This is a genomic window from Streptomyces sp. CA-111067, from assembly GCF_050956065.1.
GTDB lineage: Bacteria > Actinomycetota > Actinomycetes > Streptomycetales > Streptomycetaceae > Actinacidiphila.
Genome location: NZ_CP192103.1, coordinates 7,100,001 through 7,122,789, shown reverse-complemented (window position 1 = coordinate 7,122,789; position 22,789 = coordinate 7,100,001). Strand labels below are relative to the sequence as shown.

Sequence of the window (22,789 nt, the reverse complement as noted above, 5' to 3'; positions counted from 1 at the left end):
GCGTGCCCGAAGGAGACACGGTCTGGCTGACCGCACACCGGCTGCACGCGGCGCTCGGCGGACGAGCGCTGGTGCGGGCCGATCTGCGGGTGCCCAAGCTGGCGACGGTGGACCTGGCGGGCCGGCTGGTGACCGAGGTGGTGCCGCGCGGCAAGCACCTCATGACCCGGCTGGAGGGCGGGCTGACGCTGCACTCGCATCTGCGGATGGAGGGCGCCTGGCACCTGTACGGGCCCGGTGAGCGCTGGCGCGGCGGCCCCGAGCACCAGGTGCGCGCGGTGCTGGCAACGGCGGAAAGGACCGCCGTCGGCTACCGGCTGCCGGTGCTCGCCCTGCTGGAGACGGCCGAGGAGCCCGACGTGGTCGGCCATCTCGGGCCGGATCTGCTCGGCCCCGACTGGGACCCGGCCCGGGCGCTGCGCGCGCTCGCCGCCGAACCCGGCCGGCCGGTCGGCGAGGCGCTGCTCGACCAGCGCAATCTGGCCGGAATCGGCAACGTCTACGTGGCCGAGCTGTGCTTTCTGCGCGGAGTGACGCCCTGGACGCCCTTCAGCGAGGTCAAGGCGCCGGAGAAGCTGGTGCTGCTGGCGAAGCGGCTGCTGGAGGCGAACAAGGCCCGCCCGGGCCACGTCACGACCGGGGACACCCGGCGCGGCCGGACGCACTGGGTCTACGACCGGGCGCACCGCCCCTGCCTGCGCTGCGGCGCACCCGTACAGGTGGCTGAGCACGGCCCGGAGGGGCAGCGCCGGGTCGCCTACTGGTGTCCGAATTGCCAGCGCGGCCCGGTGCCGGGCGGCGGCTGAGCCCCGCGCCTGGCCGCCTTCCGCCGTCCCGGCAGCTTCACCGGCACGGCGTGCAGCGGTATCAGGCCCAGGCTCCAGCCCGCCGCCACCACGCCCTGCCACGACCCCGCGCCATGCGGAGCGACGACCAGCCCCAGCACCGCCCCCCACCACATCACGCCGCCGATCACGCCGATCACGCACCGCACGGAGCCGCGGGACCGCGGCCGGGACACCGCCTGGAGAACCTGAAGCGCACGCATCGCCGCCTCCTTCGGACCCCGAGGTCGCGTCGGGAGGCCGCGGGCCTCCCGTACTGAGGTGGAGCGTTTCCCCCGAAAGGGGCCGATCGCCCGAACGGGTCGGGTCAGTAGTTCTCGGCCTGGAACATCCAGTGGAACTTCTCCAGGTCGGCCGAGATGCCGATCAGGATGTCCTGGCTGACCGGGTCGGGCTCGTCGGTCACCGTGATCCGCTCCCGCATCCGCGTGATCACCGCGTCCAGCGCGGCCACCATGATCTCGACCACCTCGGTGTCCTTGACCCAGCCGTCGGTCACGGTGTCGATGCCGCTGGTCTTGGCGACCGTTCCGGCCCGCCCGTCGGGCGTCACCCCGATCGCCGAGGCGCGCTCGGCGACGGTGTCGGAGGCCAGCCGCGCGGTGTCCACGACCTCGTCGAGCTGGAGGTGGATCGAGCGGAACCGCGGGCCGACGACGTTCCAGTGCACCTGCTTGGCCAGCAGCGACAGATCGACCAGGTCCACCAGCGCGCCCTGCAGGGCGTCCCCGACGGTCTTGCGGGCGGACTCGGCCAGCGGGCTCTTCACGACAGTCATGCGCTTCTCCTACCGGATCGACTAACGGATCAACGCCATGAGGTCCGGTTCATCCCCCGATGACCTCTACGGACCCTCTTCGCCTACCCTCCCTCGCCACCGCACACATGGCAAAAGCGCGGTGGCCGGCCCGGGGGTTCCCGGGCCGGCCACCGCGCTGCTTGCCGCACTGACTAGGCGGCCACCACATCCACGGCTTCTGTGGACTTCTTCGGGGCCTTGATGGTGATCCGTTCATCCGGTCCGGACGGAACGGATGTGACCGAAGTGACGGATGTGACCGCGCCCAGCATGGGCCGCCTCGGCGCGGCAGGGGTCTCAACCGATGCCGACTGGGACAGCTCGGCGAGCGACAGATCGTCACTTACCTCGCGCATCACCTCGGACATCGGGACGTCCAAGGCGTCGCAGATCGCCGAGAGCAGTTCGGAAGACGCTTCCTTCTGCCCCCGTTCGACCTCCGACAGATAGCCCAGTGAAACCCGGGCTGACGATGAGACCTCACGCAGGGTGCGGCCCTGGCGCTGGCGCTGCCGACGCAGCACGTCACCAAGCAGGCGACGGAGCAGGATCATCGGTGGCTCCCTCCTCGGACCGCGGTACCGCATCTCCTTCGCACCACCGTACCGCCTCGGGCACCGGCCGTGCGGGGAGCGAAGACGTGTTCACTCAGGGCTGCAAACATCCTCTCCCCCGCACTTCTTCCCTGTCCGGCGCCCGCTGACGCCTGCCGGAACGGGAATAGGACCGTGATCAGGAACGCAGGCACCAGGACCGGCCACCCGGGTCAGGTCCGCAGGCAGGTCCCGAGCAGATCGAGAACGGCCGCGACCGAGGTCTGTCTGATTTCCGTTCGATCGCCGGACAGCCGCAGCGCGCTGACCGTGGCTCCGCCCGGCCCCGCGACGGCCAGGAACACCGTGCCGACCGGCTGCCCGTCCTGCGGGTCGGGGCCGGCGACCCCGGTAGTGGCCGCGCCCCAGTCGGCCCCGAGCCGCCCGCGGACGCCCTCGGCCATCTCCCTGGCGACCTGGGGGTCCACCGCGCCGCGGGCGGACAGCAGGGCGGCGTCGACCCCGAGCAGTTCGTGCTTGAGGGCGGTCGCATACGCCGTGACCGAGCCCCGGAAGGTCCGGGAAGCGCCGGGCACCCCGGTCAGCTCCGCGGCCACCAGCCCGCCGGTCAGCGATTCGGCGACCGCCAGCGTGCTGCCGCGCTCGTCCAGCAGCCGCAGCACCTCGGCGGCCGTCACACCGGCCGGAGCACCCTCCGGACCACCAGTGGAACCGGCCGAAACCGGCCCCGGCCCCGGCCCCGTCACGCGGGCCGTCCGGCCGCCCGGTCCCGCCCCGCCGCCCGTTCCCGTTCCCGCTCCGCCGCCAGGCCGGCCCGCCGCAGCACGACCGCCTGCCTGACGTAGTCGAGACCCGTGACGACCGTGAGGACCACCGCGAGGCCCATCAGCCACGCCCGGATGGTTGCCAGCGGCCCGGTCAGCACCAGGATGTACATGCCGACCGCCACCCCCTGGGTGAGCGTCTTGAGCTTGCCGCCCCGGCTGGCCGGGATCACCCCGTGCCTGATCACCCAGAACCGCATCAGCGTGATGCCCAGCTCGCGGGCCAGGATCACCGCGGTGACCCACCAGGGCAGGTCGCCGAGCGCCGAGAGGCCGGCCAGCGCCGCGCCCATGATCGCCTTGTCGGCGATCGGGTCGGCGATCTTGCCGAAGTCGGTGACCAGGCCGTAGCGCCGGGCCAGCTCCCCGTCGAACAGGTCGGTGATCATCGCGATGGCGAAGGCCGCCCAGGCGAACGACCGCCACTTCGGGTCGTGCCCGTCGCCGTACACCAGCAGCAGCACGAAGCCGGGGACCAGCGCCAGCCGGGCCATGGTGAGCATGTTGGCGACGTTCCACAGCCGGGCCTTGGGCTGTACCGGGTCGCCCAGGTGGTCCGGGGCCGGCGGGGTGGGCGGCGACGGAGCCTCGGGCGCGGGGGCTCCGCTCATCTGCCCGCCACCTCTGCGACGGGTACGGCGGCGGCCTCGTCCGGCCCGCCCACCGGTACGGCGGCGGCCTCGTCCTGCACGGCGAGCGGTTCCGCGACCAGGTCCACGCCCTGCGTCCCGGTCACCTTCGCGGTCACGAACATCCCCGGGGCCGGCTGCCACCAGCCGCCCGCCGGGGCGAGGACGACCTGCCCGTCGGTCTCCGGCGCCTGGTGGTCGGCCCGGCCGGTGACCTCGCCGGTCTCCTCGTCGACCGCCTCCACCAGCACCTTGACGGTCGATCCGAGCCGCTCCTCGGCGCGTTGCGCGGTCAGCTCCTCGGCCAGCCTGGACACCCGGGCCAGCCGGGCGGCCACCACGTCCTCGTCCAGCTTGCCCTCGAAGCCGGCCGCCTCCGTGCCGTCCTCGTCGGAGTAGCCGAACACCCCGATGGCGTCGAGCCTGGCGGCGCTCAGGAAGCGTTCGAGCTCCGCGAGGTCGGCCTCGGTCTCGCCGGGGAAGCCGACGATGAAGTTGGAGCGGACCCCGGCCTCGGGGGCCTTGGCCCTGATGGTGTCGAGCAGTTCCAGGAAGCGGTCGGTGTCGCCGAAGCGGCGCATCGCGCGCAGCACACCGGGCGCGGAGTGCTGGAAGGACAGGTCGAAGTACGGCACGACGCCCGGCGTCGTGGTGAGCGCGTCGATCAGTCCGGGGCGCATCTCGGCGGGCTGGAGGTAGCTGACCCTGACCCGTTCGATGCCGTCGAGCGCGGCCAGCACGGGCAGCAGGGTCTCCAGCAGCCGGATGTCGCCGAGGTCCTTGCCGTAGGAGGTGTTGTTCTCGCTGACCAGCATCACCTCACTGACGCCCTGGGCGGCCAGCCAGCGGGTCTCGCCGAGCACGTCGGAGGGGCGGCGGGAGATGAAGGAGCCGCGGAAGGACGGGATCGCGCAGAAGGTGCAGCGGCGGTCGCAGCCGGAGGCCAGCTTCACCGAGGCGACGGGGCCCGAGTCCAGCCGACGGCGCAGCGGGGCGCGCGGCCCTGAGGCCGGGGCGACGCCCTCGGGAAGGTCTGGCACCACCAGGTCGGGCACCACGAGCCCGGCCGCCTGCGCGGGATCATCGCCGCCCTGCGCGTGGCCCGGCAGCGCCACGGTCGCACCCTGCCGTTGCGCGGGGCTGACCGGCAGCAGCTTGCGCCGGTCGCGCGGGGTGTGGGAGGCGTGGATCCCGCCGGACAGGATGGTCTGCAACCGGTCGGAGATGTCCGCGTAGTCGTCGAAGCCGAGCACCCCGTCGGCCTCGGGCAGCGCCTCGGCCAGTTCGCTGCCGTACCGCTCGGCCATGCAGCCCACGGCCACCACGGCCTGGGTGCGGCCCTGCCCCTTGAGGTCGTTGGCCTCGAGGAGTGCGTCGACGGAGTCCTTCTTGGCCGCGTCCACGAACCCGCAGGTGTTGACGACCGCCACATCCGCGTCGGAGGCGTCCTCCACCAGGCGCCAGCCGTCCGCCGCCAGCCGGCCGGCGAGTTCCTCGGAGTCCACCTCGTTGCGGGCGCATCCGAGCGTGACAAGAGCGACGGTACGGGGTTCGGGCATGGCCCCAGAGTACCCGCTGCCCTCCAGGCCACCCCGTCGCCACCGGCCCGGCGGGCGAACCGGCCGGGAGAAAAGCAGAAGGGAAGCGGAAGAGATCCGGCCCGGTGAGCGCACCGGGCCGCATCGCCGCCTCAGCCCTGGGTCGGGTCGCCCGGGGTGTACGTCAGCCGCACCACCGCGCCGTTGGAGCCGGCCCGGCCGATGTCCTTGCCGTTGACGAAGAGCTGGACGGCGCCCGCGTTGCCGACGATGAGCTTGATCTTCTTGTCGTCGGTGAACGTCTTGGACTCGCCCTCCTTCAGCGACTTCTGGAACAGCTGTTTGCCGTTGCTGTCGGTGGCCTGGATCCAGCTGGTGCCGCCCTCGGCGCTGACCTTGACGGTCACCTTGCCGGGCGGGGCCGCGGCGATGGCGCTGCTGGACGGGTTCGGCCTGGGGTTGGCGCCGTTGTTGCCCTGCGGGGTGGTGGCGCTGGCCGAAGGGGTGGTGACGGTCGAGGTGGGGGTGGCGTCGGCGGTGGACTTGCCGTCGCCGCCGCTGGTGGCCACGGTGAAGCCGACGAAGCCGATCACGGCGACGATCGCCGCGATCATGGCCGCCGTCCAGTTCGGCCGCTTCGGATCGGAGCGGATCTTCTCCGCGTCGTAGAGCGGCGGTACCGGCGGCGGGGTGACGGGGGCGCCGTGCTCGGCCGCGTACTGCTCGATCAGCGGCTCGGGGTCGATGCCGACGGCCCGTGCGATGTTGCGGATGTGCCCGCGGGCGTACACCTCGCCGCCGCAGCGGGAGAAGTCGTCCTCCTCGATCGACTGCACGATCGGGACGCGGACCCGGGTGGTGGTGCTGACGTCCTCGACGGACAGTCCCGCGGCGACACGGGCCTGGGCGAGGGCATGACCGACCGAAGGACGATCATCTGGGGGCGAGTTGCCGATGGACACGAGGGCGCCTTTCGAGCGTGCAACCACCTGCTGGAAGCTCAGTCTAGGGGGGGTCTGAAACACCGCGGCAAGCGGACGGACGGTTTTTGTCCGCCATCGGGATGGCCGACCGGAAACCGCCGGGCCGCGCGCTGTGCAGCCCCCTTGTATCAAGTTGACGTCCCGACCGCGAAAACGGTTGCCTCGCGGTGCCGTTCCGGCGGCCGGACTAGGACGGATCCCCGCCGCGGATGACCATCAGGACCCCGTCCAGTTCGTCCGCCTTGACCATGACGTCCCGCGCCTTCGAGCCCTCGCTCGGGCCGACGATGCCGCGCGACTCCATCAGGTCCATCAGCCTGCCCGCTTTGGCGAAGCCCACGCGCAGCTTGCGCTGGAGCATCGACGTCGAGCCGAACTGGGTGGAGACCACCAGCTCCGCGGCCTGGCACAGCAGGTCCAGGTCGTCGCCGATCTCCTCGTCGATCTCCTTCTTGGGGCCGCTGCCGACCGTGACGTCGCTGCGGTAGGTGGGGGTGAGCTGCGCCTTGCAGTGCTCGACGACCTTGGCGACCTCCTCCTCGGTCACGAAGGCGCCCTGCATGCGAATCGGCTTGTTCGCGCCCATCGGCAGAAACAGCCCGTCACCCTTCCCGATGAGCTTCTCGGCGCCCGGCTGGTCCAGGATGACCCGGCTGTCGGCCAGCGAGGAGGTGGCGAAGGCCAGCCGGGACGGCACGTTCGCCTTGATCAGGCCGGTGACGACGTCCACGCTCGGCCGCTGGGTGGCCAGCACCAGGTGGATGCCGGCGGCGCGGGCGAGCTGGGTGATCCGGACGATGGAATCCTCCACGTCCCGCGGCGCCACCATCATCAGGTCGGCCAACTCGTCCACGATGACCAGCAGATACGGGTACGGCGACAGCTCGCGCTCGCTGCCCTCGGGCGTCTTGGCCTTGCCCGAGCGCACCGCGGCGTTGAAGTCGTCGATGTGCCGGTAGCCGAACGCGGCCAGGTCGTCGTAGCGCAGGTCCATCTCGCGCACCACCCACTGGAGGGCCTCGGCGGCCCGCTTGGGGTTGGTGATGATCGGGGTGATCAGGTGCGGGATGCCCTCGTAGGCGGTCAGCTCGACGCGCTTGGGGTCGACGAGCACCATCCGCACCTCGTCGGGGGTGGCACGGGCCATGATCGAGGTGATCAGGCAGTTGATGTTGGAGGACTTGCCGGAGCCGGTGGCGCCGGCCACCAGGACGTGCGGCATCTTGGCGAGATTGGCCATGACGTAGCCGCCCTCGACGTCCTTGCCGAGCGCGACGGTCATCGGGTGGTCCTCCCCGGCGGCCTCCGCCGAGCGCAGCACGTCGCCGAGGTTGACCATCTCGCGGTCGCTGTTGGGGATCTCGATGCCGACCGCGGACTTGCCGGGGATCGGGCTGATGATCCGGATGTCGGGGCTGGCGACGGAGTAGGCGATGTTCTTGGCGAGCGCGGTGATCCGCTCGACCTTGACCGCCGGGCCCAGCTCGACCTCGTAGCGGGTGACCGTCGGGCCGCGGGTGAAGCCGGTGACGGTCGCGTCGACCTTGAACTCCTTGAAGACCTGGCCGAGCGCGGCCACCACCGCGTCGTTGGCGGCGCTGCGGGTGCGGCCGGGGCCGCCGCGCTCCAGCAGGTCCAGGGAGGGCAGCGCGTAGGTGATGTCGCCGGAGAGCTGGAGCTGCTCGGCGCGCGGCGGCAGCGGCGACTCCGCGGTGACGGTGGCGGGCTTGGTCAGGTCGGGGACGGAGGACCCGTCGCCGGCGGCCGGCGGGGCGTCCGCGACGGAGCCGTTCTCGGTGTCCTCGGTGCGGGCGGCGGGCACCGGAGGCTTGCGCAGCCGGCTGGTCAGGTCGGCGACCAGCGGGGAGGGCTGCACGCCGTGCAGCACCGCGCCTTCCAGGCCGGCCGCCGCGGCGGCGGCCACATCCACCGCGTCAGGCCCGTCTGGCTGCGCCGCGCCGGGCAGCCGCTCGGGGCGGCGGCGGGGTCTGCGGCGCGGCTTGGGCTCCTCGGCCTCCTGGTCCAGCGGGCCGTCGCCGTCCACGTCGTACGGCGTGTCGGAGCGGCCCAGGTGCAGCGGCAGCCGGCGGACCGGCGACTCGTCCTCGTCGTCGGTGTAGCGCTCGCGCGGGTCGTCCTCGTCCTCGAACAGGTCGTCGAGCGGCACGGCGTCCGGGTCGGGCACCGGCGGCAGCAGGCCGAGCCGGGCGCCGGCCTGCCGCAGCCGCTGCGGGACGGCGTTGACCGGGGTGGCGGTGACCACCAGCACCCCGAACGCGGTCACCAGCAGCAGCAGCGCGCCGGCCAGCGCGGAGCCGACGGTGTAGAGCAGCGGGGTGGCGGCGGCCCAGCCGATCAGCCCGCCGGCGTCACGCAGCGCCTGCGCGCCCTCGGAGCGGGTCGGCGAGCCGCAGGCGATGTGGATCAGGCCGAGGGCGCCGATCACCAGGGCGGACAGGCCGATCACGATCCGGCCGTTGGCCTCGGCCTGCTCGGGGTGCCGCATCAGCCGTATGGCGACGGCGCCGAGCAGGAACGGCACCAGCAGGTCGAGCCGGCCGAAGGCGCCGGTGACCAGGGCGGTGACCAGGTCGCCGACCGGGCCGTGCAGGTTGGACCAGGTGCCGGCGGCCACCACCAGGGTGAGGCCGAGCAGCAGCAGCGCCAGGCCGTCCTTGCGGTGCACCGGATCCAGGCCGCGCGCGCCGCGCCCTATGCCGCGGAACACCGCGCCGACGGTGTGCGCGAGGCCCAGCCACAGGGCGCGCACCATCCGCAGGAGGCCGCTGGTGGGCGAAGGCGCCGGCCGGGGAGCGGGCTTGGCCGCCGCCTTCTTGGCGGGCGGTTTGGCCGCGGACTTCCTGGGCGCGGGCTTCTTCGCCGCGGTCTTCTTGGCCGCAGGCTTCGCCGGGGCTTTCTTGGCGGTACCGGACGTACGTGAGGCCATGGTGCCGAGGTTACCGCCCTTGTGATCGGGGGACACGCGTGCGGGCGCATACGCCCGTTCGTGTCGTGCGCCGGGCCCGCCGTGCTGACCTGGCGTCAACCCGGCCCGCGGCAAGGCCCGTCGCTGACGCGCGGGCTAGTCCTGCCGGCCGCTGCCGTCCCCGGAAGCGGAACCAGAACCGGAGCGGGAACCGGAGGCCGGGCCGGAACCGGGCTGGGAGCCCTGCCCGTTGCCCGCCGGATTGCCCGCCGAGGTGCCGGGCTCCAGCGCGTCGAGCGCCCGCCGCAGACCGGTCAGCTTGCGTTCCAGATGGGCCGCGGTGGCCACCGCGGCGCCGTCGGCGGTGTCGCCCAGCTGCTTGCTCAGCGCCTCGGCCTGCTCCTCCACGGCGGCCAGCCGGGCGGACAGTTCGGCCAGCAGCCCCGCGGACTCCGGCCGCGACGAGCCGGACGAGCCGTTGGACGGCGCGCCCGACGGCACACCCTGCTCCAACTGCAGCCGCAGCAGCGCCGCCTGCTCGCGCAGCTGGCAGTTCTTCATGTACAGATCGACGAAGACCGACACCTTCGCGCGCAGCACCCAGGGGTCGAACGGCTTGGAGATGTAGTCCACCGCGCCGGCCGCGTAGCCGCGGAAGGTGTGGTGCGGGCCGTGGTTGATCGCGGTGAGGAAGATGATCGGGATGTCCCGGGTGCGCTCCCGCCGCTTGATGTGCGCCGCGGTCTCGAAGCCGTCCATGCCGGGCATCTGGACGTCCAGCAGGATCACCGCGAAATCATCGGTGAGCAGCGCTTTCAGCGCCTCCTCCCCGGACGATGCCCGTACCAGCGTCTGATCGAGCGCCGAGAGGATCGCCTCCAGCGCCAGCAGATTCTCCGGCCGGTCATCGACCAGGAGGATCTTGGCCTTCTGCACCATGCCACGCCCTCCTCGCCCCGGCTTGGGGCCGCCCCTGCTCGAAACGTCAGGGGAAACTCCAGTCGCCGCCCCCGGGGACGACTCCATTACGCCGCCCGTCCTTGTGCCGGTCATGGTAGCCGCACCCCGCCGTTCGCCACACCCTGTCACCGCCAGGTCACTCAATACGTACCGAAAACGGTGGCGGAGACCAGAAGGTTCCCTGATTGACGCACCCTCACACCTCAGCAGGCACACAAGTCAGCAAAAGATCAGCACCTTCCGGCCCGTTCAGCGGTCATGCATCCACTGTTCCATCAGCGTCAGCAGGTGGTCGGTGTCCACCGGCTTGGTGACGTAGTCGGACGCCCCGGACTCGATGCTCTTCTCCCGGTCACCCTTCATGGCCTTCGCGGTGAGCGCGATGATCGGCAGCCCGGCGAACTGCGGCATCTTCCGGATCGCCGTCGTCGTCGCATACCCGTCCATCTCGGGCATCATGATGTCCATCAGCACGACGGCGATGTCGTCGTACTGCTCCAGGACCTCGATGCCCTCCCGGCCGTTCTCGGCGTACAGCACGGTGAGCCCGTGCTGCTCCAGGACGCTGGTGAGCGCGAAGACGTTGCGGATGTCGTCGTCGACGATCAGCACCTTCTCGCCGTTGAAGCCGCCGGAGAAGCGCGGGACGGCGTCGCCCTGCGGCTCGTCCACCCACTGCTCGGGGGCCTGTTCGCCGCTGTCGGCCGCCGAGGTGCCCGAGGACTCCTGCTGCGGGGCGGGCTGCGCGGAGCGGCGGCGCAGCCTGGCCAGGCTGCTGCCGGGGCTGCGGGTACGGCCCTGCTGCCCGTTCTCGGACTCGCCGCCGTGACCGCCCGGCGGCAACTGCGGCAGCGCCTGCGGCTGCTCGCCGATGCTCATCGGCAGGTACAGGGTGAACGTCGAGCCCCGGCCGGTGTGGCTGTCGGCGTGGATCTCGCCGCCGAGCAGCCGGGCGATCTCCCGGCTGATCGACAGGCCGAGCCCCGTACCGCCGTACTTGCGGCTGGTGGTGCCGTCGGCCTGCTTGAACGCCTCGAAGATCACCCGCATCTTGCTGGCCGCGATGCCGATACCGGTGTCGGTGACCGAGAACGCGATCAGCGGCTGGTCGGCCTCGCGCAGGTTGCCGGCCTCCAGCAGCTGCTCGCGGATCGACTGCGGCACGTCGGCGCCGGCCGGCCTGATCACCAGCTCAACCGAGCCGCTGTCGGTGAACTTCACCGCGTTGGACAGCAGGTTGCGCAGCACCTGGAGCAGCCGCTGCTCGTCGGTGTGCAGGGTGACCGGCAGCTCCGGCGACACCCGCACGGAGAAGTCGAGGCCCTTCTCGGCGGTGAGCGGCCGGAAGGTGGCCTCGACGTAGTCGACGAGCTGCACCAGCGCGATCCGGGTCGGCGAGACGTCCATCTTGCCGGCCTCGACCTTGGACAGGTCCAGGATGTCGTTGATCAGCTGCAGCAGGTCGGAGCCGGCGCCGTGAATGGTCTCGGCGAACTCCACCTGCTTGGGCGACAGGTTGCGGTCGGCGTTGTCGGCGAGCAGCTTGGCCAGGATGAGCAGCGAGTTGAGCGGGGTGCGCAGCTCGTGCGACATGTTGGCCAGGAACTCCGACTTGTAGCGCATCGAGACCGCGAGCTGCTCGGCGCGCTCCTCCAGCACCTGCCGGGCGTCCTCGATCTCGGTGTTCTTCACCTCGATGTCCCGGTTCTGGGTGGCCAGCAGCTCGGCCTTGTCCTCCAGTTCGGCGTTGGACAGCTCCAGCGCCCGCTGCCGGTTCTCCAACTCCGCCGAACGCTCCTGGAGTTGCTCGGTCAGCTCCTGGGACTGCTTGAGCAGGCCCTCTGTCTTGGTGTTGACGCTGATGGTGTTGACGCTGATCGCGATGATGTCGGTGATCTGGTTGAGGAAGTCCTTCTGGATCTGGGTGAACGGCTGGAACGCGGCCAGCTCGATCACCCCGAGCACCCGGCCCTCGAAGAGCACCGGCAGCACGATGACGTGCGACGGCGGCGCGTCGCCGAGACCTGAGGTGATCTTGAGGTAGCCCGGCGGCACGTGCTCGATGAGGATGGACCGCTTCTCCACCGCGGCCTGCCCGATCAGCCCCTCGCCGGCCAGGAACACGGTGGACATCGACCGGCGGGAGAAGCCGTAGCTGCCGATCAGCCGCAGCTCGTACTCCTCGCCCGGCTCGCTGGTGTCCTCCGCGAGGAAGAACGCGCCGTGCTGCGCGGAGACCACCGGGGTCAGCTCGCTCATGATCAGCGCGGCCACGTCGCCGAGGTCGCGGCGGCCCTGCATCAGACCGGAGATCCTGGCCAGGTTGCCCTTCAGCCAGTCCTGCTCCTTGTTGGCCAGGGTGGTCTCGCGGAGCCGGACGATCATCGTGTTGATGTAGTCCTGGAGCTCCAGGATCTCGCCGGCCGCGTCCACGTCGATCCGCAGGTTGAGATCGCCGCGGGTCACGGCGGTGGCGACCTGCGCGATGTTGCGCACCTGGCTGGTCAGGTTGTTCGCCATCAGGTTGACGGACTCGGTGAGGTCCTTCCAGATGCCGGAGACGTCCGGCACCCGCGCCTGGCCGCCGAGGCGGCCTTCGGTGCCCACCTCGCGCGCCACCCGGGTCACCTCGTCACCGAAGGCCGACAGCTGGCCGACCATGGTGTTGATGGTGGTCTTCAGCTCCAGGATCTCGCCGCGCGCGTCGACGTCGATCTTCTTGGACAGGTCGCCGCGGGCGACCGCCGTGGTGACCTGGGCGATCTGCCGCACCTGGCCGGTGAGGTTGGACGCCATGCCGTTCACCGACTCGGTGAGGTCCTTCCAGGTGCCGGCCACGCCGGGCACCCTGGCCTGGCCGCCGAGGATGCCCTCGGTACCGACCTCGCGGGCCACCCGGGTCACCTCGTCACCGAACGCGGACAGCGTGTCCACCATGGTGTTGATCGTCTCGGCGAGCAGGGCGACCTCGCCGCGCGCCTCGACGGTGATCTTCTTGGTCAGGTCGCCGTTGGCGACGGCGGTGGCAACCGAGGAGATCGAACGGACCTGGCCGGTCAGGTTGTTGGCCATCAGGTTGACGTTGTCGGTGAGGTCCTTCCAGATGCCCGACGCGTCCCGGACCCGGGCCTGGCCGCCGAGCTGGCCCTCGGTGCCGACCTCGCGGGCCACCCGGGTCACCTCGTCACCGAACGCGGACAGCGTGTCCACCATCTGGTTGACGGTGGTGACCAGCGCCAGGATCTCGCCCTTGGCGTCGACGGTGATCTTCTTGGACAGGTCGCCGGCGGCGACCGCGGACGTCACCTCGGCGATGTTGCGGACCTGGCTGGTCAGGTTGTTCGCCATGAAGTTGACGGACTGGGTGAGGTCCTTCCACGTGCCGCTGACGCCCTTGACCTCGGCCTGGCCGCCGAGGATGCCCTCGGTGCCCACCTCGCGGGCCACCCGGGTCACCTGCTCGGCGAACGACGACAGTTGATCAACCATCGTGTTGAGCGTGCTCTTCAGCTCAAGGATCTCGCCACGCGCGTCCACGTCGATCTTCTGCGACAGGTCACCGCGGGCGACCGCGGTGGCGACCTGGGCGATGTTGCGGACCTGGGCCGTGAGGTTCCCGGCCATGAAGTTCACCGAGTCGGTCAGATCGCGCCAGACACCGGCGACGCCGGCCACCTGCGCCTGGCCGCCGAGCCGCCCGTCGGTGCCCACCTCGCGGGCCACCCGGGTCACCTGCTCGGCGAACGACGAGAGTTGATCAACCATCGTGTTGATGGTGTTCTTCAGCTCGAGGATCTCGCCGCGCGCGTCGACGTCGATCTTCTGCGAGAGGTCACCGCGCGCGACCGCCGTCGTCACCTGGGCGATCTGCCGCACCTGGCTGGTCAGGTTGCCGGCCATGAAGTTGACGGAGTCGGTCAGGTCCTTCCAGGTGCCGCTGACCCCGTCCACCCGGGCCTGGCCGCCGAGCCGGCCCTCGGTGCCCACGTCGGTCGCCATCCGGGTCACCTGCGCGGAGAACGAGCCGAGCTGGTCAACCATGCGGTTGACGGTGTTCTTCAGCTCCAGCATCTCGCCGGAGACGTCCACCGTGACCTTCTGCGACAGATCGCCGTTGGCGACCGCCGTCGTCACCTGCGCGATGTTGCGGACCTGGCCGGTCAGGTTGCGGAACGCGGTGTTGACCGAGTCCGTCAGGTCCTTCCACGTGCCGGCCGCTCCCAGCACCTGCGCCTGCCCGCCGAGGATGCCCTCGACGCCGACCTCGCGGGCCACCCGGGTCACCTCCGCGCCGAACGCGGACAGCTGGCCGACCATCGTGTTGACGGTGTTCTTCAGCTCCAGCATCTCGCCGGAGACATCCACCGTGACCTTCTGCGACAGATCGCCGTTGGCGACCGCCGTCGTCACCTGCGCGATGTCCCGCACCTGGGCCGTGAGGTTGCGGAACGCGGTGTTGACCGAGTCCGTCAGGTCCTTCCACGTGCCCGCGGCGCCCGGCACCTGCGCCTGCCCGCCGAGCTGGCCCTCCGCGCCGATCTCACCGGCGACCCTGGTCACCTCGTCGGCGAACGTCCGCAGCGTCTCGGTCATCGCGTTGATCGTCTCGGCGAGCTGCGCGACCTCGCCGCGCGCGCCGATGGTGATCTTCTGCGTCAGGTCGCCGTTGGCGACCGCCGTGGTCACCTGCGCGATGTCCCGCACCTGGGCGGTGAGGTTGCCGGCCATCAGGTTCACCGAGTCGGTGAGGTCCTTCCAGACCCCGGCCACCCCCGGCACCTTCGCCTGGCCGCCGAGTTCGCCCTCGGTGCCCACCTCGCGGGCCACCCGGGTCACCTCGGAGGAGAACGCGGAGAGCTGGTCCACCATCGTGTTGACGGTGTTCTTGAGCTCCAGCATCTCGCCGGCCACATGGACGGTGACCTTACGTGACAGGTCGCCCTTCAGCACCGCCGTGGTGACCAGCGCGATGTCCCGCACCTGCGCGGTCAGCCGGTACGCCATGGTGTTGACCGAATCCGTGAGGTCCTTCCAGGACCCCGCCATCCCGCGCACCTTCGCCTGGCCGCCGAGCTTGCCCTCGGTGCCGACCTCGCTGGCCACCCGGGTCACCTCGTCGGTGAACGCCGACAGCTGGTCCACCAGGCCGTTGACCGTGCGGCCGACCTTGAGGAACTCGCCGCGCAGCGGATGCGCCGACCCATCCGCGTTCTGCGCCCGCAGGTCCATCCGCTGCTCGAGGTCGCCCTCGGCCACCGCGGACAGCACCCGGCCGACCTCGGACACCGGCCGCACCAGGTCGTCCACCAGCGCGTTCGACGCCTCGATCGCCGCCGCCCAGGCGCCCTCGCAGGAACCCGTCTCCAGGCGCTCGGTGAGCTTGCCCTCCCGGCCGACGACCCGGCGCACCCGGGCCAGCTCCCCGGTGAGATGCTGGTTACGGTCGGCGACCTCGTTGAAGACGGCGGAGATCTCCGCCATCACGCCGTCGCCCGACACCGTGAGGCGCTTGCGGAAGTTGCCCTCCCGCATCGCCGACAGCGCTCCCAGCAGCTTCACCAGCGCTGCCGAATCGACCTCTACGGTCCCGTTGGCACGGGAACGCCCGTTCTTCGTACGCGTGACTGCGCCCCGCGCCGATGCGCCAGACTCCACCGTGTCCCTCCTGGAGGGTCGATCGACCTGCTGATGTGCAAGATTGCTGCCTTGTGAACATGCCCAGTGTTTCACTCCGGCCACGCCCGGCCATAACAGTTCGGCAGCATCGCATATGACCGGAGCCGTGTTCGGACAGGTTCGGACCCCTTCGGGGTGGAAACACCAGCGACCAGGGCACGCAGTGTGCACCCGGGTAAGTAACCTGGCTGTGGTGTCGGGGGCGCCCTCGACGGGTGAGACCTCTGGGGAGCTAGGCCACAAGCAATGCCACGAGCAATGTCACGAACGACGAGGAGACCGGTGATCACGGCGCGTGCGGCGGCCAGCTTCGAACCGGTGGGGCGGTCGGTCGCGGTCGCCCGGGCCTTCGTCCGGGACACTCTGCACGGCTGGGGCTTCGCCGACGTCGTGGACGACGCCGTCGTGCTGACCAGCGAACTCGTCACCAACGCCGTCGTGCACGCGGGCACCGCCGCCGACGTCACCTGCCTGCGCTACGAGACCGCGGTCCGGGTCGAGGTCGCCGACCACTACCCCGAGCGCGAGATCCCGATGCAGCAGACCCGCGGCCGGCAGTACCGCGACCCGGACAGCGAGGGCGGCCGCGGCCTGCTGCTCTGCGCGGCGCTGGCCGCCCGCTGGGGCGTGGAGTACACCGGCTCCGGCAAGAAGGTCTGGTTCCAGCTCGACCTGCCCGAGCGCCCCGCGGGCACCCGCTCGGCCGGCCCGCCGCTGCCCACCGCGGAGCTGCCGCTGACCGACGAGCGGATCCGGGTCGCCGTCGTCCAGGTCGACCGTGACGGTGCCATCACGCGTTGGAACGATGATGCGGCCGATCTGTCCGGCCACGTCGCCGCCGACGTCATCGGCAAGCCGCTCGCCGACCTCGCCGCCTGGCCGCAGACCCCCGGCACGGGCATCGGCCTGGCCGAGGCGCTCCAGCTGTCCCGCTGGGAGGGCACCTACGGGCTGCGCGGCGCCGACGGCCGCGTCCAGCCCGTCTACGGCTCGCACCTGCGGGTCCGCGACAGCGCCGGCGAGCCGTCCACCGTGTGCCTGCTGGTGCGCACCGAGGAGCGGGCGGTGCTGCAGAGCCCGTCCCGCGGCTCCGGCTCCGCCGAGTCCGGCCTCAGCCAGCGCGGCAGGTCCGTGGACGCCTTCGAGGTCTTCATCGGCTCCCCCGCCCCCGACGACCTCGACGGGCTGCTCCAGCGCACCGTGGAGCGCGCCCGCGACATGCTCGACGGCGACGCCGCCTACCTGCTGCTCGCCACCGACGACGAGACCGAGCTCGAAGTACGCGCCTCCACCGGACTGCCATCGGCCCGGCAGCGCTTCGCCCGGGTCCCGGTGGAAGCTGGCACCGGGCGCTACGGCAGCGCCAGGATGCCCGCCGTGCACGAGGACCTGACGGCCGTCCCCGGCGCAGTGCCGCTGCTTTCCGGCACCGGCATGCGCTCGGTGGTCACCGTCCCGCTGAAGGTCGAGGGCCGGCTCACCGGCTCGCTCGGGGTCGCCGCCGAGGCGCCCGGGCGCTACTCCAACCAGGAGGCGCTGCGGCTGCAGTTCGCCGCCGACCGGATCGCGCTGGCCGTCGAGAGCGCCCGGCTGACCGAGCTGGAACGGCTGCGGCGCGGATCACTGTCCTTCCTCGTCGAGGCGTCCGACCTGCTGGCCGGCACCCTGGAGCGCGACCAGACCCTCGCCCTGATGGCGCAGATGACCGTTCCGACGCTGGCCAGCTGGTGCGCGGTCTACACGATCGCCGAGCAGTCCGAACCCGAGCTGGCCTTCGTCCTGCACGAGGACGAGGACCGCATCGACGGCATCAAGGCGCTGCTCTCCCAGGTCCGGCCGCCCGAGCCGGACCCCACACCAGGGGCGCGTGTGTGGACGGCGCCCTCCGACGCCGCGCACTCCAGCGCGCTGCGCGCCTCGCTGCGCAGCCTGGGAGTGGGGGCCGCCGGTCCGTCGATCGCACCGGCCGCGGCCGTCGCACCGGCCTCCCCCGCGGCGGGCGGCTCGCGCACCGCGAGCGCCCAGGGCATCGCGCTGGCCACGGCCGCCGCTGTCGGCGGTGAGACGGTCGTCCTGCCACTGGTGGCGCGCAACCGCGTGATCGGCATGCTCACCCTCGGCAAGCCCGCCGACGAGCGCTTCCGCCAGGAGATCCTGGAACTGGCCGAGGACCTGTCCCGCCGGGCCGCGCTGGCCCTGGACAACGCGCGCCTGTACAGCGAGCGCACCGCGATCAGCCAGGCGCTACAGCGCAGCCTGCTGCCGCCCGAGCTGCCGCAGGTGCCCGGCGTCGAGGTCGAGGTCGTCTACCGCGCGGCGGGCGAGGGCAACGAGGTCGGCGGCGACTTCTACGACCTCTTCCCGATCCGCGAGGGCTGCTGGGGCTTCGCGATCGGCGACGTGTGCGGCACGGGCCCCGAGGCCGCCGCCGTCACCGGGCTGGCCCGGCACGCACTGCGGCTGCTGGCTCGCGAGGGCTTCGGCGGGCCCGCCGTACTGGAGCGGCTGAACGCGGCGATCCTCGACGAGGGCGCCCGCAGCCGGTTCCTCACCCTCCTCTACGGCGAGTTGTGGCCGCAGAGCGACGGCAGCGCGGTATTGCGCATGGTCTGCGCGGGCCACCCGCTGCCGCTGCGGCTGCGCCCGGACGGCACGGTGGAGCCGGCCACCGACCCGCAGCCGCTGCTGGGTGTGATGGACGATCTGGAGCTGGTCGAGCAGTCCATGACCCTCGACCCGGGTGATGTGCTGCTGTGCGTCACCGACGGGGTGACCGAACGCCGTGAGGGCTCCCGGATGCTGGGCGACGACGGCCTGGCCGACGTTCTGGCCACCTGCACGGGTCTGACGGCCGGCGCGGTGGCCGCCCGCATCCAACGGGCCGTGGAACGGTTCGCCTCCGACGCGCCGTCGGACGACATGGCGATCCTCGCGATGCGGGTGCCGGCGCTGCCGAATCCGGCATAAAGGCGAAAGGCCCCCGCCGATGGCGGGGGCCTTTCCGTATCGGAGCCCCAATACGGAATCGAACCGTAGACCTTCTCCTTACCATGGAGACGCTCTACCGACTGAGCTATTGGGGCGCGACAACGGGATGATCGTATCCCATGAAGGCCGCCCGGGAAAACCGTTTCGGGCCGCACTCGTGCCGGGCTGAGGCCGAGCTCAGACCAGGCCGCCGAGCTCGTTGCACGCGTCGGCGACGTGGGTCAACTCCCGCTGGGTGAGCCCGGAATGCACCGGCAGCGACAGGCTGTCGGCGGCCACCAGTTCGGTGTTCGGCAGCACCACGCCCGACCGGTGGGCCGGCATCCGGTGCACGGGTACGGGGACGCTGACGGTCGCCCGCACACCGCGCGCTGCCAGTGCCTTGGCGAAGACATCGCGGTCCGGGCGGCCGTTGCCGGGTATCCGGACGCTGTAGCGGTGGTAGAGGTGGTGTGCGCCCGGCTCGGTGTAGGGCACGATCACGCCGGTCAGCGCCGAGTTGAGGAACCGCGCGTGCGCCCGGCGGCGGGCGATCGAGCCGGCGTCCTCCGGTATGCCGCCCTCGGCTCCCGGCCGCACCACGGCCAGCGCGTTGCGCTCCGCGAGCGCGTCCAGGTCGGCCATGGGGGCGGGGTGACCGAACACGTCGACCGGCAGGATGGCCGCTGTCCGTGTGGTGATGCCGGCGGCCACGGCCTGCGGGTCGAGGCAGAACGTCCGCGGGTCGATGTCGGCGAACACCGGGATCGCGCCCGCCAGCCGTACCGAGTCAGCCGGCGCCCCGGGCCCGAACGACGGCACGATGACCTCGTCCCCGACGCCGATCCCCAGCTCGACCAGCACGTCACTCAGTGCGGTGGCCGTCGTGTCCGTAGCGATCCTGTGCCGTCGTCCGGCAGTCGTCATCTGCTGCACGTTCCACACCTCCGCCTGCTCCGGGCGACCAGCGTCTCGGCGTGATGTGAACGACGGGTGACAGGCAGCAGAAATGCCTCAGCCCCCGAGTCGAAGACTCGGGGGCTGAGGCACACTTCGTTCTAAATTTTGTTCGGCGGCGTCCTACTCTCCCACAGGGTCCCCCCTGCAGTACCATCGGCGCTTTGAGGCTTAGCTTCCGGGTTCGGAATGTAACCGGGCGTTTCCCTCACGCTATGACCACCGAAACACAATGAAACAACAGCGGTACAACACGCTGGTTGCCTCAGAACTACACAGTGGACGCGTACAACTATGGACAAGCCCTCGGCCTATTAGTACCGGTCAGCTCCACCCCTCACAGGGCTTCCACATCCGGCCTATCAACCCAGTCGTCTACTGGGAGCCTTACCCCCTCAAGGGGGTGGGAGTCCTCATCTCGAAGCAGGCTTCCCGCTTAGATGCTTTCAGCGGTTATCCCTCCCGAACGTAGCCAACCAGCCATGCCCTTGGCAGGACAACTGGCACACCAGAGGTTCGTCCGTCCCGGTCCTCTCGTACTAGGGACAGCCCTTCTCAAGACTCCTACGCGCGCAGCGGATAGGGACCGAACTGTCTCACGACGTTCTAAACCCAGCTCGCGTACCGCTTTAATGGGCGAACAGCCCAACCCTTGGGACCGACTCCAGCCCCAGGATGCGACGAGCCGACATCGAGGTGCCAAACCATCCCGTCGATATGGACTCTTGGGGAAGATCAGCCTGTTATCCCCGGGGTACCTTTTATCCGTTGAGCGACGGCGCTTCCACAAGCCACCGCCGGATCACTAGTCCCTACTTTCGTACCTGCTCGACCCGTCAGTCTCACAGTCAAGCTCCCTTGTGCACTTACACTCAACACCTGATTGCCAACCAGGCTGAGGGAACCTTTGGGCGCCTCCGTTACTCTTTAGGAGGCAACCGCCCCAGTTAAACTACCCACCAGACACTGTCCCTGATCCGGATCACGGACCGAGGTTAGACATCCAGCACGACCAGAGTGGTATTTCAACGACGACTCCCCGATGGCTGGCGCCACCGGCTCACAGTCTCCCACCTATCCTACACAAGCCGAACCGAACACCAATATCAAGCTATAGTAAAGGTCCCGGGGTCTTTCCGTCCTGCTGCGCGAAACGAGCATCTTTACTCGTAGTGCAATTTCACCGGGCCTATGGTTGAGACAGTCGAGAAGTCGTTACGCCATTCGTGCAGGTCGGAACTTACCCGACAAGGAATTTCGCTACCTTAGGATGGTTATAGTTACCACCGCCGTTTACTGGCGCTTAAGTTCTCAGCTTCGCCACACCGAAATGTGACTAACCGGTCCCCTTAACGTTCCAGCACCGGGCAGGCGTCAGTCCGTATACATCGCCTTACGGCTTCGCACGGACCTGTGTTTTTAGTAAACAGTCGCTTCTCGCTGGTCTCTGCGGCCACCCCCAGCTCAAGGAGCAAGTCCTCTCACCAGTGATGGCCCCCTTCTCCCGAAGTTACGGGGGCATTTTGCCGAGTTCCTTAACCATAGTTCACCCGAACGCCTCGGTATTCTCTACCTGACCACCTGAGTCGGTTTAGGGTACGGGCCGCCATAAAACTCGCTAGAGGCTTTTCTCGACAGCATAGGATCATCCACTTCACCACAATCGGCTCGGCATCAGGTCTCAGACTATGTGCGCGACGGATTTACCTACCGCGCGTCCTACACCCTTACCCCGGGACAACCACCGCCCGGGCTGGACTACCTTCCTGCGTCACCCCATCGCTTACCTACTACAAGTCTGGGTCGTCGGCTCCACCACTCCCCCTCACTCCGAAGAGATCAGAGGCGGCTTCACGGACTCAGCATCGCCTGGTTCAGCATTGGGCGTTTCATAGCGGGTACCGGAATATCAACCGGTTGTCCATCGACTACGCCTGTCGGCCTCGCCTTAGGTCCCGACTTACCCTGGGCAGATCAGCTTGACCCAGGAACCCTTAGTCAATCGGCGCAAGAGTTTCCCACTCTTGTATCGCTACTCATGCCTGCATTCTCACTCGTGAACCGTCCACCACTGCCTTCCGGCGCGGCTTCACCCGGCACACGACGCTCCCCTACCCATCACAGCGGGCGTTGGCCCTATATGCTGCAATGACACGACTTCGGCGGTACGCTTGAGCCCCGCTACATTGTCGGCGCGGAATCACTTGACCAGTGAGCTATTACGCACTCTTTCAAGGATGGCTGCTTCTAAGCCAACCTCCTGGTTGTCTCTGCGACTCCACATCCTTTCCCACTTAGCGTACGCTTAGGGGCCTTAGTCGATGCTCTGGGCTGTTTCCCTCTCGACCATGGAGCTTATCCCCCACAGTCTCACTGCCGCGCTCTCACTTACCGGCATTCGGAGTTTGGCTAAGGTCAGTAACCCGGCAGGGCCCATCGCCTATCCAGTGCTCTACCTCCGGCAAGAAACACACGACGCTGCACCTAAATGCATTTCGGGGAGAACCAGCTATCACGGAGTTTGATTGGCCTTTCACCCCTAACCACAGGTCATCCCCCAGGTTTTCAACCCTGGTGGGTTCGGTCCTCCACGACCTCTTACAGCCGCTTCAACCTGCCCATGGCTAGATCACTCCGCTTCGGGTCTTGAGCATGCTACTCAGCCGCCCTATTCGGACTCGCTTTCGCTACGGCTTCCCCACACGGGTTAACCTCGCAACACACCGCAAACTCGCAGGCTCATTCTTCAAAAGGCACGCAGTCACGACTGACAGCACAAGTGCTGCCAGCGACGCTCCCACGGCTTGTAGGCACACGGTTTCAGGTACTATTTCACTCCGCTCCCGCGGTACTTTTCACCATTCCCTCACGGTACTATCCGCTATCGGTCACCAGGGAATATTTAGGCTTAACGGGTGGTCCCGCCAGATTCACACAGGATTTCTCGGGCCCTGTGCTACTTGGGTGGTTCCCAAAAGAGCCGTACAGATTTCAGCTACGGGGGTCTTACCCTCTACGCCGGACCTTTCGCATGTCCTTCGCCTACCCATACGGTTTCTGACTCTCCGACCGGCCGGCAGACCGATCAAGGAAACTCCCACGACCCCGCACACGCAACCCCTGCCGGGTAT

13 protein-coding genes, 1 tRNA gene and 2 rRNA genes (1 of these 16 running past the window's edge) are annotated in these 22,789 nt (G+C 69.6%); 2 read left to right on the top strand and 14 right to left on the bottom strand.

Features of this window, described 5'->3' with window-relative positions; genetic code table 11:
- Positions 1 to 2 precede the first annotated feature (2 nt).
- Positions 3 to 806: a DNA-formamidopyrimidine glycosylase family protein gene (locus ACQPW6_RS31700; protein WP_433893136.1), complete on the top strand. Its 804-nt coding sequence runs from the start codon at positions 3 to 5 to the stop codon at positions 804 to 806.
- On the opposite strand, the gene ACQPW6_RS31695 is transcribed toward ACQPW6_RS31700, so the two are convergent.
- The 10 genes from ACQPW6_RS31695 to ACQPW6_RS31650 form a co-directional block, all read right to left on the bottom strand.
- Positions 758 to 1,048 (bottom strand): hypothetical protein, encoded by a 291-nt coding sequence (locus tag ACQPW6_RS31695; RefSeq protein WP_433893135.1) that lies wholly within the window; start codon positions 1,046 to 1,048, stop codon positions 758 to 760. The genes ACQPW6_RS31700 and ACQPW6_RS31695 overlap by 49 nt on opposite strands.
- A gap of 104 nt (positions 1,049 to 1,152) precedes the next feature.
- Positions 1,153 to 1,623 carry a Dps family protein gene (locus ACQPW6_RS31690; protein WP_433893134.1) on the bottom strand — a complete coding sequence of 157 codons (471 nt, stop codon included), beginning with the start codon at positions 1,621 to 1,623 and terminating at the stop codon, positions 1,153 to 1,155.
- Positions 1,624 to 1,796: 173 nt separating this feature from the next.
- Positions 1,797 to 2,198 (bottom strand): helix-turn-helix domain-containing protein, encoded by a 402-nt coding sequence (locus tag ACQPW6_RS31685; protein WP_433893133.1) that lies wholly within the window; start codon positions 2,196 to 2,198, stop codon positions 1,797 to 1,799.
- A 212-nt stretch (positions 2,199 to 2,410) separates the two neighbouring features.
- Positions 2,411 to 2,875 carry a CinA family protein gene (locus ACQPW6_RS31680; RefSeq protein WP_433893132.1) on the bottom strand — a complete coding sequence of 155 codons (465 nt, stop codon included), beginning with the start codon at positions 2,873 to 2,875 and terminating at the stop codon, positions 2,411 to 2,413.
- A 65-nt stretch (positions 2,876 to 2,940) separates the two neighbouring features.
- Positions 2,941 to 3,633 carry a CDP-diacylglycerol--glycerol-3-phosphate 3-phosphatidyltransferase gene (gene pgsA / locus ACQPW6_RS31675; protein WP_433893131.1) on the bottom strand — a complete coding sequence of 231 codons (693 nt, stop codon included), beginning with the start codon at positions 3,631 to 3,633 and terminating at the stop codon, positions 2,941 to 2,943.
- A complete protein-coding gene (gene rimO, locus ACQPW6_RS31670) occupies positions 3,630 to 5,210 on the bottom strand; it encodes a 30S ribosomal protein S12 methylthiotransferase RimO (protein WP_433893130.1) in 1,581 nt (526 codons plus the stop codon). The genes pgsA and rimO overlap by 4 nt, the downstream gene beginning before the upstream one ends.
- A gap of 131 nt (positions 5,211 to 5,341) precedes the next feature.
- On the bottom strand, positions 5,342 to 6,151 hold the full coding sequence (locus tag ACQPW6_RS31665; RefSeq protein ID WP_433893129.1) for a helix-turn-helix domain-containing protein: 810 nt from the start codon (positions 6,149 to 6,151) through the stop codon (positions 5,342 to 5,344).
- A gap of 208 nt (positions 6,152 to 6,359) precedes the next feature.
- Positions 6,360 to 9,119 (bottom strand): DNA translocase FtsK 4TM domain-containing protein, encoded by a 2,760-nt coding sequence (locus ACQPW6_RS31660; RefSeq protein WP_433893128.1) that lies wholly within the window; start codon positions 9,117 to 9,119, stop codon positions 6,360 to 6,362.
- 135 nt (positions 9,120 to 9,254) lie between these two features.
- Entirely contained in the window at positions 9,255 to 10,037 is a 783-nt protein-coding gene (locus tag ACQPW6_RS31655) for a response regulator (RefSeq protein WP_433893127.1), read from the bottom strand.
- 270 nt (positions 10,038 to 10,307) lie between these two features.
- Complete coding sequence (locus tag ACQPW6_RS31650) at positions 10,308 to 15,713, bottom strand: HAMP domain-containing protein (RefSeq protein WP_433893126.1); 5,406 nt, start codon at positions 15,711 to 15,713, stop codon at positions 10,308 to 10,310.
- Between the two features lie 303 nt (positions 15,714 to 16,016).
- Here ACQPW6_RS31650 and ACQPW6_RS31645 point away from each other — a divergent pair, with 303 nt between their 5' ends.
- A complete protein-coding gene (locus ACQPW6_RS31645) occupies positions 16,017 to 18,701 on the top strand; it encodes a SpoIIE family protein phosphatase (protein WP_433893125.1) in 2,685 nt (894 codons plus the stop codon).
- Between the two features lie 43 nt (positions 18,702 to 18,744).
- On the opposite strand, the gene ACQPW6_RS31640 is transcribed toward ACQPW6_RS31645, so the two are convergent.
- The 4 genes from ACQPW6_RS31640 to ACQPW6_RS31625 all read right to left on the bottom strand — a co-directional run.
- Positions 18,745 to 18,817, bottom strand: a tRNA-Thr gene (locus ACQPW6_RS31640).
- 82 nt (positions 18,818 to 18,899) lie between these two features.
- Positions 18,900 to 19,628, bottom strand: coding sequence for a DegT/DnrJ/EryC1/StrS family aminotransferase (locus ACQPW6_RS31635; protein WP_433893124.1), 729 nt, complete (start codon positions 19,626 to 19,628; stop codon positions 18,900 to 18,902).
- Positions 19,629 to 19,768: 140 nt separating this feature from the next.
- Positions 19,769 to 19,885: ribosomal RNA gene (gene rrf / locus ACQPW6_RS31630) — 5S ribosomal RNA — on the bottom strand.
- A gap of 67 nt (positions 19,886 to 19,952) precedes the next feature.
- Positions 19,953 to 22,789 (bottom strand): 23S ribosomal RNA (locus ACQPW6_RS31625) (it continues 288 nt past the right edge of the window).